The sequence below is a fragment of the Scytonema sp. NUACC21 genome (genome assembly GCF_054684315.1).
The window spans coordinates 258,937-272,219 of sequence record NZ_BAAFZH010000109.1 but is presented as its reverse complement, the minus strand read 5'-3'; the positions used below and the strand labels follow the sequence as shown (position 1 = coordinate 272,219).

Genomic DNA, 13,283 nt, shown 5'->3' with positions numbered 1-13,283 from the left:
TTAACTGTCTTAACTGTCTTAACTGTCTTAACTCTGCTTACACCCTCTTCGAGAAGATAATGTTTTTCTGAGCTATTGAAAACTCATATCATTTCTATTCTAAAATTATAAAGTGTTTGCTCCAAGGGCTAAAACACCTTCCCTTTGATACCTTGGGGGATTATAGGGGGTTGGATGAGACCTCATTTATATGGAAATGGTCTCAAGAAAGAAACACGAAATATGCCCAATGTTGTATTTCCTGGGAATCGCAGGCATTGCTAAAGAAAATATAAATTATGCGTTCGCCAAAGTTGGCCACTGCCATCCATTGCTACAGAGCTAAAAATTTGATTATGTGAATTGAGGTAAACCTTCAGTTTGAACTGTTGAGATACATTATTTCGTCCCAATAGTAACTTTATTGAGACTACACCCGAGATGTGAGAATCTTATGGGGTTTTGTAAATTTTTTTAAATAAAGTTTCATTAAGGATGTAGCTGCGTTAGCTAATGACAGCGCGTCAGTCCTAGATAAAGCTAGAAAGACACAAAATAACGCTGTTTTTTCTTTTCATCAGATAATCGTCTAAAACCCTTGATATATCTAAGGAAGAGGCTTGTTATCTGTTTTTTATTGAAAATCGTGATTTTAGGATGGAACTTATAATATGATTCAAGTGGATGAACTGAAGGTTTTGCAGATGCCATAATATGGCTGCATTCAAATTCTTATTTACGTTAACCCTCTCTACTTTTTCTCTAAAAAATTACATAAGCTTATCTTCGTTTACATAAGGTTGCATTTCTTTATGTTTAGAAAAAATTGACTATTTCATTTTGAGGTTAACTATTGCTGAAGAAATAATTAAAATATTTTTATATATAAAAAATATTTATATATGGATTATACTTTTGATGGTTCTGTACAAAACGTATTTAAGGTGATTTATGCAATGTATAGACAGTAAATTTCCATGAAAAAATTAATATTACTCTCCTACACCTTTTATAAAAAATAATAATCATTAAAATTAAAGTATTATGAAACTTTTGTGAGATATACTTTTTACAGTGTATGTTTCCTATGTTACAGGAAAAAGCAAACAAGATTAATAAGTAGGTAAGCGCAATTAAAAGTAACTTACGTTAAGGAATGTAAAAATAGCTAGAATCCTGATGCTAAATCGATGACAAATAAAAAAGAGGGCTTCAACTAGTTCACTTTATTTGTGGCGAGCCACTTGTTGAAACGAAGTTTATTTAGATATCGTCATTAAATTTCCCTTCACTACAAGTAAATGTAATGTCGAGCCAAAAATTGTACCTCAGGCAGGATATCCAAGTTGAACCCCTATTTAATATGTGGGTGGCATGGATCGCGCTAATTCCCCCAGCAACTGCTGCCATGAATATGGTTGAACGCCATATGGCAATAATGACTTCATATATCAATTCTCCAGAGCTCCATGCTGTGGCTCTGAAAAACCCAGCCATGCAAGGTGGTCCGTTCATAGCACTAGATGGAAAATGGGTTTCGGCAGTTAAAGAACTTTTGCAACAAACCAAAGAACGGCACGGACACTTAATTGACTTTGTCAGTGCAGTCAAACAGCTACAAACACTTTTAAACTCAGATGCCAAAGGCTACAGTCTGGAACCCCTTTATGCCAAAGTGCCAGACATTCTTCAAGGATATGTGGAACTGTGCTATGACCTGAACAATAACCCGACATTCCGATTTTTTGAACCACTTCTTTATCGCAGCCACTTTTATGATGTAACCTGTCAGAGTATTGCACTCTCTAAGGTTGAATGCGATCGCAGTCGTCCATTTATTTTCAGTACGCCCAGGTTGCAGCGTGACAAGACAATTCATTTACCAATTCCGTTTGCTCATCAGGGATTGGATGAGTTGTTTAAGATGAGGGCTGTACCGCAAACCTATGATTACATCTACAGTCAATTGGGTATAGCAATTGAAGATAAAGAACTTTTTGCATCATTTTTCACAGAACAGCCTCCATTACCCCCCCAAAAGTATAGTGGTGATGGAGTGAGAATTCGGTATTTCGGTCATGCCTGTATATTGTTGGAAACAAAAGATGTTAGCATCTTATTCGATCCCGTAATCAGCTACGCTTATGAATCAGAGATTGAGCGTTACACCTACCAGGATTTACCTAGCTGGATCGATTATGTTCTGATTACTCACAGCCATCAAGACCACTGTTTGCCGGAAACTTTAATTCAATTAAGGCATAAAGTAGGACACGTTGTTGTAGGTCATAACTATGAAGGCTCTCTTCAAGACCCCTCTCTTGCTTTGATGCTGAAACATCTTGGTTTCAAAAACGTGATTGAATTGAGGGAACTAGACGAGATTGCAATTCCTGGAGGTGCCATTGTTGGACTTCCATTCATTGGCGAGCATCATGACCTTTTAGTTTGTAGCAAATTGACTTATTTAGTGCGCCTGTTCGACCGTTCCATACTGGTGTTGGCAGATTCCTGCAATATAGATCCAATTTTGTATAACCGCATCCACTCATTTGTAGGTGATATAGATTTGATGTTTTTGGGCATGGAATGTGACGGTTCACCCCCTTCCTGGGTCTACAACCCACTCTTTAACTCCACCTTGCCGCGAGCAATGGATCGCAGCCGTTTAGGACGAGGCTGTAATTATAAGGAGGCTATACAATTAGTCGATTTTTTCCATCCCCAAGAAGTTTATGTTTACGCAATGGGGCAAGAACCTTGGCTGAGATATATTTTAGGGCTTGAACTCCAAGAAGATTCTAACCCAATAGTTGAATCCAATCGGTTAATTGCTGAATGCAAGTCAAGAAATATCTTTTCGGAATTCCTTTTCGGGCAAAAAGAGATGGTGTTATGAGTCAGACTAAATTGCGTCAAAACCTGTGGCAGTATACTGGAAAAACCTATCAGCCCTACTCTGATTTTTGGAAATTACAACTGGGTCAGATGGCAGCACCTTTTGTGTTGGAGGGAAACAGCCAAGCTGGCTTATCCAGCCAAGGTGAAAAACAAACCCACGAATTAGAGTTAAATCAAACAGCAACCCAAACCATCAACGACATTACCCGAAAAGATGGCTTAGCAACCTATGTGGTTGTGGTTTCAGCCATTGTTTACTTGTGTAGTCGTTATAGTGGGAAGTCTACTATTTTAATCGATTCTCCACTGTTGAAAGCCAACTCAGATTTTGAAGCAGTCGTAGAGCAAGTGCCACTGATTGCTCAAGTGGATGAGCAACATTCTTTAAAAGCTTACATTGCTGAGATTTCCCAAATTATCTCTAAAAGTTATAGTTATCAAAACTTCCCGTTGCAAGAATTGATTGCAACTGATGAAACAAAAGATTATTTGAAAACGAATGTCATCGTTTGGCTACCCCAGCTTCACGGTTCATGCCCTCGTCTGAATCATTATGATTTGGGCATCGAAATTTGCACCGAAGCATCTGTGAGTTTGAGACTGCACTACAACCCGAATCGCTTCGATAAGTTTTTTGTCAGTGGCTTTGCACGGCATTTGCAGAATGTGCTTTCAGCTTATGCACGTCGGGAGACGCGTTTAGTAGAACTAGAAATCTTTTCAGTAGAAGAAAAAACTCACTTACTTGTGGATTGGGCGGTGGGTCAAAAGCAAGCTCGTCAACCGCAAACTATCCATGAAGTGTTTCAGGCTCAGGTGGCACGGACCCCACAACGTCACGCCATCCAAACTGCCCACGGCTCAATCACCTATCAAGAACTCGACGAAGGTGCAAATCAGCTGGCCCACTATCTTCAAAAACAATATCACATTCAAACGAATGACCCGGTTGGTGTTCTACTCGAACGCTCCGAAAGCTTAATTATCGGATTGCTGGCGATTCTCAAAGCTGGTGGAACTTATGTACCTATCGCCCCAGACAACCCAAGCGAGCGTACCGAATGGCTGATTCGAGACGCCGAAGTGAAAGTGTTGTTGATGGAGCTAGACAAACTACCCCAACTGCAAAACCTGCTGGACATCCCAATGTTTGCTATGGACGTGCAGTTGTCGGCACTCTCCGAGCCAAAAGATGTGCTCTTATCCAAAAGCCAACCCTCAGACTTGGCGTATATCCTCTACACCTCTGGCTCTACAGGCACACCCAAGGGGGTGATGGTCGAGCACGGCAGCTTTGTGAACATGGCATTATCGCAAATTCAAAGTTTTGAGCTCCAACCCAGCGACAGAGTGCTGCAGTTTGCCAACGCCACCTTTGATGCATCTCTATCAGAAATATTTATGGCGCTGTTGTGCGGCGCGACTTTAGTCTTAATTGACAAGCCCACCATTGGCGAACGCAAACAGTTTCTCAGTTACTTGGACAAACACAAGGTCACGGTAGCCACCTTTCCACCTTCCTACTTGCGCTCCCTAGAGCAACCTGATTTTAAGTATTTGCGGGTGATGATTACTGCGGGTGAAGCCACCCAGTTGGAAGATGCCCGTTACTATGCTCATCAATTGAACTACTTTAACGCTTACGGTCTGACGGAAACAGCAGTTTGTGCAACGACTTACAAACTTGAGCCGTCAGCAATTGCTGTAGGTGCGATCCCCATTGGGCAAGCGATCGCCAATACAGCCGTTTATTTGCTAGACCAAAACTTAAGACCCGTACCAATAGGAGTGGTTGGGGAAATTTGTGTAGCCGGGATTGGGGTAGCCCGAGGATATTTGCACAATCCGGACTTAACAGCCAGCAAGTTTGTAGAAAACCCGTTTGTGCCGGGGGAGATGCTTTACCGCACAGGAGATTTTGGCAAGCGACTGCCATCGGGAGAGATTATTTTCACCGGGCGTCAGGATAGCCAAGTGAAAATCCGGGGATACCGCATTGAACTAAGCGAGATTGAAGTCGCCCTCAGCCGTCAAAAACAAGTCAAGCAGGCAGTTGTACTGGCAAGAACGGGTCATGACGGGAATCAAGAAATTGTGGCTTACGTTGTTGGCGAACCGGAATTGGCTAGCTCGGAGTTACGTGTTGCCTTGAGCGATGTGCTACCCGAATATATGGTGCCTGGGGTTTTTGTGCTACTGGAGCAATTGCCACTCACCCCTAACGGCAAAATTGACCGTCAAGCACTTTTGGCATCAGCAATACCCCATAAAAATAACAATGTAGAAAAAAACTTGGTTTTACCCCGCAACCCTACAGAAGAAATTATTGCAGCTGTTTGGGCTGAGGTGTTGGGTTTAGAACAAGTTGGAATTCACGACAACTTCTTTGACATCGGCGGACATTCTCTCTTAGCAACCCAAGTGATTTCGCGGATCGGAAAAGCCTTGTCAGTCGAACTTCCCCAACGCAGTTTGTTTGAAGCACCCACCATCGCTGGACTCAGCGAACTGACTCAAGCAACCCGTCAAGCTGAGTTGGGATTGCACAGACCTGCGATTGAACCAGTGACTAGGAACAAACTACTGCCTCTATCTTTTGCTCAGCAAAGGCTTTGGTTTTTGGATCGACTAGAAGGAAAAAGCCCTACTTACAATATTCCTACTGCTTTACATTTGGCAGGAGTACTGCACATTCGTGCTTTAGAAGAAGCTTTTACAGAAATTGTTCGGCGTCATGAAGTTTTACGAACCACTTTTTTGACAATAGATGGACATGCAGTTCAAGCGATAGCACCCAGCTTAAATGTGGCCATACCTGTCATAGAGTTGCAGTCGCTACCCGAACAAGAGCGATCGCTTCAAGTGCAACAATGGACTACCTCTGAAGCCCAACGTCCTTTCGATCTAGCAACAGAACCGTTAGTGCGTTTAACGTTGCTGCGGTTAGGTGAGCAGTCCCACATACTGCTTGTGACGATGCACCACATTGTTTCCGATGCTTGGTCAATAGGAATACTTATTCGTGAAGTCGCTGCACTTTATGAAGCCTTTAGCCAGGGGATGCCCTCTCCATTACCGGAGTTACCCATTCAGTATGCTGACTTTGCTTGCTGGCAGCGCCAGTGGCTGAGTGGTGAAGGACTCGAAGCCCAATTAAACTACTGGCGGCAACAGTTAGCTGGAGCACCTGCATTACTACAGTTGCCGACTGACCGTCCACGTCCATCGGTACAAACTTATCAAGGAAGAGTTGAGTATTTTCAAATTGAGCAGCACCTGACACAGAAACTTGTCACCCTCAGTCACAAGTCAGGGGCAACATTGTTCATGACACTCTTGGCAGCATTTGTCACCTTATTGGCACGCTACAGCGGTCAGCAGGATATAGTCGTTGGCTCGCCAATCGCTAATCGGAATCACCAGGAAATAGAACCATTAATTGGTTTTTTTGTCAATACCTTAGTATTACGCGCCAACCTCCAAGGAAACCCCACATTTGTACAACTGTTACGGCAACTCGTGCAGGTGGCGCTAGATGCTTATGCCCACCAAGACCTGCCTTTTGAGCAATTAGTAGAAGCTTTGCAGCCAGAACGTTCTCTCAGCTATAGCCCTCTGTTCCAGGTCGTGTTTGTGCTGCAGAATGCCCCAATGAAGAAACTAGAACTTCCTGGTTTAACTCTAACTCCCATCAAGACAGAGAGCGATACAGCTAAGTTTGATTTACTCTTAGCAATCTCTGAGACGGAAGAGGGGCTTCAGGGATTGTGGGAATACAATAGCGATTTATTTGATGCCACTACAATTCGTCGGATGAGCGAGCATTTCCAAAGCTTGTTAGAAGGAATTGTCATCAATCCAGATCGACTTCTAGCGGAATTACCCCTACTCTCAGAAGCTGAGCGGCATCAGTTATTGGTAGAGTGGAATCATCCCCAAACCAAATACACCTCAGACAAGTGCATTCATCAGTTATTTGAAGCGCAAGTAGAACTCACTCCCAATGCTCTGGCTGTGGTCTGTGAAGACTCAGCCTTGACCTACCAAGAACTCAATAGCCGTGCCAATCAATTAGCACATCAACTACAAGCCTTAGGTGTAGGACCCGAGGTGCTGGTGGGCATCTATGTAGAGCGCTCCATTGAGATGATAGTGGGACTCTTAGGCATCCTCAAGGCAGGAGGAGCTTACGTACCACTAGATCCATCCTTGCCTCAAGAGCGATTGGTCTTCATGCTAGCAGATGCACGGGTACCAATATTGATAACTCAACAGCACTTGGTGAATAAGCTTCCGGAGCATAATGCCCAGGTGCTATGCCTCGATAGCGACTGTTGTGTATCTGCTCAACAGAAGGTGCAGAATCCACTAGCACAAGTACGGGCTGACAATGTTGCTTACGTCATCTACACCTCAGGCTCTACAGGCAAACCAAAGGGTGTCCTGGTCACTCATGCTAATGTTGTTCGGTTGTTTGAAGCAACCAGGTCATGGTTTCACTTTGGCAAAAATGATGTGTGGTCGTTGTTTCATTCTTACGCTTTTGACTTCTCGGTTTGGGAAATCTGGGGAGCCCTGATTCACGGCGGACGGCTTGTTGTGGTACCCTACTGGGTGAGCCGAACACCAGAAAAGTTTTACCAATTGTTATCTAAAGAGCAGGTAACGGTACTGAATCAGACTCCCTCAGCTTTTCGCCAACTTGTTTGGGCACAGGAAGCTTTAGGGCGTGCTGAACAACTTCAGCATCTACGTTTAGTCATTTTTGGTGGAGAAGCGCTGGAATTTCAAAGCTTGAAACCTTGGTTTGAACGCTATGGCGATCGCTCTCCCCAGTTGGTCAATATGTACGGTATTACAGAAACAACCGTTCATGTGACCTATCGCCCACTCACTGCAGCCGATATTAATCTTGCCCACAAAAGTATTATTGGTCGTCCAATACCAGACTTACAAGTTTACGTATTGGATCGACACCTACAACCAGTGCCAATCGGAGTTGTAGGTGAAATGTATGTTGGAGGTCTGGGATTGGCGCGGGGCTATCTCAATCGTCCCGACCTGAATGCAGAGCGCTTCATTACTAACCCCTTTAGCAACCAGCCTCAGGCGCGACTTTATAAAACAGGCGACTTAGCACGCTATTTAGCGAATGGAGAACTTGAGTATCTCGGTCGGAGTGATACTCAGGTTAAGATTCGGGGCTTCCGCATTGAGTTGGGAGAAATCGAAGCTGCAATAGCCAAGCACATGGCTGTCGCTGAAAATGTTGTTATTGCCCGAACACATCAATCAGGTGAGCAACAGTTAGTAGCTTACGTAGTTCCCAACCAAAACAACTCATCTGCTGCTCAATCCTCAGAATTTGAGTTTTATGGAGACCAGCTTTCTCAATGGGAGCAAATATTTAATAATACCTACAGTCAGTCAGCACTTACTCAAGACTCAACATTCAACATCATCGGTTGGAATGACAGTTATACAGGTCTGCCCATTCCAGAACCGGAGATGCGCGAATGGTTGGACTTTACGGTGACGCGGATTCTTTCGCAACAACCAAAACGCGTGCTAGAAATTGGTTGCGGTACGGGTATGCTGTTGTTCCGAATTGCTCCCCACTGCTCAAATTACTTGGGTACTGATATTTCCCAAACGGCTTTGAGTTATATCCAAGAGCAAATGACAAAGTTGGGAGGTTCCTGGTCGCAAGTCACACTTTGTCAAAAACCAGCCCATAACTTTGAGGGCTTGCAAGCAGAACAATTTGATGCAGTTATCCTTAACTCCGTTGTCCAGTATTTTTCCAGCATTGATTACTTAGTCAATGTCTTAGAAAATGCGGTACAAGTTGTCGCACCAGGGGGTTTTATCTTTATCGGCGATGTACGTAACTTAGTACTCCTGGAAGCTTTTCATGCTGACCTACTGCTGCATCAGGTTCCCGATAACTTGCCCGTAAAAGATTGGCATCAGCGCGTGCAAAAAAATCTGGAAGAAGAGCAAGAATTGGTCATCGCTCCTGTCTTTTTCACTGCTCTTAAGCATTATCTTCCACAAATTACTCGAGTTGAGATTCAGCTTAAGCGAGGTCATTATCACAATGAGTTAACTCGCTTCCGCTATGACGTTATTCTCCATATAGGCAACGCAGTTTCTCCTACAATCCAGCCTCAGTTTATGAATTGGCAGCAGGCGCAACTGACATTACCAACTGTTCGCCAAATTTTAGTAGAGACGCAACCAGAAAATCTGGCGATCGAAGATGTGCCTAATGCCCGCGTTTGGAATCAAGTCCAGCTGTTAGAATTATCGAAAGTCAGTGAAGAATTTACTACAGTAGGTGAACTCCGAAGTTCTTTGCAAGAAATGTCTCATCAACAGGGGATAGAACCTGAAGATGTATGGAGTTTGGCTGATGAAATACCTTACACTATCAACATTAGCTGGTCAAACACCAAAGCACATAGTTGTTACAATATTGTCTTTCAACGACATTCCTCAGCTTTAGCGTCTGTTGCAATGCCTCCCGTGTTGGCAGAAACAAAGCAGTCCCAACCTTGGAATAGCTACGCGAATAACCCTCTGCAAAGCCAATTGACACGCCATCTTTTCTCACAACTGCGTAGTTTTCTGGAACAGAGTTTGCCTGAGTACATGGTGCCCAGTACGTTTATCGGACTGAAAGCACTGCCGGTGACACCAAACGGTAAAGTGGATCGTCTGGCTCTACCTACTCCCAATACAGCCAGACCTGAGTTGGATGAAGCATTGGTAATGCCGAGGACTCCGGAAGAAGAAGCCCTAGTGAAAATTTGGGCTCAGGTGCTGGGACTGGAAGAAATTGGGATTTACGACAACTTTTTTGAATTGGGAGGACATTCCCTACTGGCTACCCAAGTCATTTCTCGGGTGCGTTCAACTTTCTCTGTGGAGTTACCTCTGCGCTGCTTATTTGAATTACCTACTGTTGCCGAATTTACTCAGTGTATTATTGCCGCTCAGCAGGATAAATCGGGAGTATCATTACCAGCTATCGAATCAATTCCCAGGAATGGAAACTTACCCCTGTCATGGGCACAGGAACGACTTTGGTTCCTCGATCAATTAGAAGGGGGAAGCACCACTTACAACGTGCCAGCTGCTGTACACCTCAATGGTTTGCTCCACGTACCTGCTCTAAAGCAAGCTATCGGTGAAATCATTCGCCGACACGAAACCCTGCGAACTACCTTCAAAATGGTAAATGGTTTTCCGGTGCAGTTTGTTGCTCCCGTCTCAGCTCTAGCTCTACCAGTAATAAACTTGCGCTCTTTACCAGAAGTTGAGCAATCGTTAGAGGTTCAACGGATGGCATTTGCACAAGCTCAACAACCCTTTGACTTGGCAGTAGGACCCTTAGTGTGCGTCACTCTATTGGAACTAGGATCGGAATCCCACGTGTTGCTCATTGTGATGCATCACATTATCTCCGATGGCTGGTCAATGGGGATATTGCTTCGAGAGCTTGCCAGCTTGTATGAGGCTTTTTCTCAAGGACAACCTTCTCCTTTGCCAGAATTGTCAATTCAATATGGTGATTTTGCTCTATGGCAACGGCAGTGGTTAGATGGGGAGGTATTAGAGAGTCAACTTCAATACTGGCGACAGCATTTGATGGGGGTTCCACCCGTTTTAGAACTACCTGCAGACAAACCGCGATCGCCCGTACAGATCTTTCAAGGCAGTACTAAGGAATTTCAACTTGATGCCCAGCTAACTCAAAAACTGAAGACCCTAAGTCAACAGTCGGGAACAACTTTGTTTATGACTTTGCTTTCTGCTTTTGCAACTTTACTCTCACGCTACAGCAAGCAGGAAAACATTGTCATAGGTTCTCCAATTGCTAACCGTAACCGCACCGAAATTGAGCCCTTAATTGGCTTTTTTGTCAATACTTTGGTACTGCACGTTGACCTAACGGAAAATCCTACTTTTAGAGAGCTATTAACAAGGGTGCAACAGACTACCTTAGATGCTCACGCACACCAAGATGTACCTTTTGAGAAGTTAGTCGAAGAGCTAAGACCAGAACGAAATCTCAGCCACAGCCCCTTGTTTCAAGTTATGTTTGGCTTGCAAAACGCGCCAATGGGCAAATTAGAATTGCCCGGTCTCGTCTTAACTCCTTTAGAAATAGAAAATGTAACTGCGAAGTTTGATTTAACTCTGTTGATGTCAGAAACAGAGTTTGGGCTCCTTGGGTCATGGGAATACAACAGCGATTTGTTCAATAGTGATACAATTACCCGGATGGCAGGGCATTTCCAAACTCTACTAGAGGGAATTGTCGCTCATCCAGACCAAAGACTCAGCAAATTACCCCTGCTGACACAAGCAGAACGACATCAGTTACTTGTGGAGTGGAATGACACTCAACTAGAATATCCTCAAGATAAATGTCTTCATCGGTTGTTTGAAGCACAAGTCGCACAAACACCTCACGCTCCTGCAGTCGTATTTGAAAAGTTACAGCTTAGCTATGAGGAATTAAACACCCGTGCAAATCAATTAGCCCGCTATCTCAAATCCTTTGGGGTAGGACCAGAAGTCCTCGTAGGCATTTGTACTGAGCGCTCAATGGAGATGATAGTCGGACTATTGGGAATACTCAAAGCAGGTGGAGCATACGTTCCCCTAGACCCCAGTTATCCCACAGAACGCCTAGCCTTCATGGTAGATGACGCTCAGGTATCGGTGCTATTGACCCAGGAGCATCTGCTGAGTTGTTTACCCGAAAATCCTGCACGGGTAGTTTGCTTGGATGCAGATTGGAGTGTCATTTCCCAGGAACGTCAACAGAATCTGTCCAATCAAGTCAAGCCAGAAAACTTAGCATACGTCATTTATACTTCAGGCTCCACAGGCAGACCTAAAGGAGTCATGAACACCCATTCGGGAATCGCCCATCACTTGCTGTGGATGCAGCAAAAGTTTGAACTAACGGCAACCGACCGGGTTTTGCAAAAGACACCCTTTAGTTTTGATGTCTCAGCTTGGGAGTTGTTCTGGCCGTTGTTAAGTGGGGCTTGTTTGGTGTTTGCTCAACCCGGTGGGCATCGAGATAGTGCTTACTTAGCACAGTTAATCCAAGAGCAAAAAATCACCACAGTGCATTTTGTCCCCTCAATGCTTCAGGTATTTTTACAACAGCAGGAGTTAGAAACTTGCAGTTGTTTGAAGCGGGTATTCTGCAGTGGAGAAGCTCTATCTGTTGAATTACAACATCGGTTCTTTGAGCATTTGGGGTGCGAATTGTACAATCTTTACGGCCCAACAGAAGCCGCGATTCATGTGACTTTCTGGGAATGTGAGCGACACAACAGCCAATTGCAGACAGTGCCGATAGGCCGTCCCACTGCTAACACCCAAAGTTATATTCTGGATGACGAGGGTCAACCAGTGGCGATTGGAATTCCAGGTGAGTTGTACATTGGTGGTGTTGGTGTTGCTCGTGGTTACTTAAATCGCCCGGAGCTGACAGCAGAAAAATTTATTCCCAGTCCCTGGAGTGACAGACCCAAAACCCGCCTCTACAGAACTGGGGATCAAGCTTGTTACTTAGCTGATGGAAATATTAAGTATCTCGGACGCCTAGACCATCAAGTAAAACTGCGGGGTTTTCGCATTGAGTTGGGAGAAATTGAGGCGGTGCTCGCTCAGCATCCTTGTGTTCAAGAAACGGCAGTCACTATCCGTGAAGACCAACTAGGTGACAGTCTCTTAGTTGCTTATGTTGTTCTTTATGAGGGAGTACTGAATACTCAAGAATTGCGTGGTTTCCTCAAGGAAAAATTGCCAGAATACATGGTTCCCACAGCTTTTGTGCAGTTGGAAGGTTTACCTTTGAGTCCGAATGGTAAACTCGATCGCCAGGAGTTGCCAGCACCCACTCTTGACACGACTACTTTAGAATTTGTGCCACCCCGCACTCCAACAGAAGAAACGTTAGCTGCTCTCTGGTCTCAAATCTTGAGATTAGAGAAGATTGGTATTTATGACAACTTCTTTGATATAGGGGGACATTCTCTAATAGCTACCCAACTCATTTCTCGAATACGAGGAACTTTCTCAATCGAACTGCCATTACGGGAGTTGTTTAAGTACCCTACCATTGCAGAAATGGCTGAAGTCATTCACAAGTTAGTAAAACAAGATGCTGGAGTTCAATCACCTTCAATCCAGTTTATTCCTCGTGAGAAACGACGCCTAAAGCGTTCTTCTCTCACGGAAGAGACTGATAGCTTCTCAAGCACAACAGAGAAGTTTTGACATAAATTGGCAGGTTAATTAATCTGCCTGAAATTTCCTTCCTCCAACCAAGTGTTGATGGTATTTTTTCGGAATTCTTTTTGGGCAAAAAAGGA

Annotated in this window: 2 protein-coding genes; both read left to right on the top strand. The window is 44.1% G+C overall.

Annotated elements, in window-relative coordinates; all coding sequences use genetic code 11:
• Positions 1–1,285 precede the first annotated feature (1,285 nt).
• On the top strand, positions 1,286–2,878 hold the full coding sequence (locus ACYRY3_RS43390; RefSeq protein ID WP_460208033.1) for an MBL fold metallo-hydrolase: 1,593 nt from the start codon (positions 1,286–1,288) through the stop codon (positions 2,876–2,878).
• On the top strand, positions 2,875–13,188 hold the full coding sequence (locus ACYRY3_RS43385; RefSeq protein ID WP_460208032.1) for an amino acid adenylation domain-containing protein: 10,314 nt from the start codon (positions 2,875–2,877) through the stop codon (positions 13,186–13,188). The genes ACYRY3_RS43390 and ACYRY3_RS43385 overlap by 4 nt, the downstream gene beginning before the upstream one ends.
• Positions 13,189–13,283 lie beyond the last annotated feature (95 nt).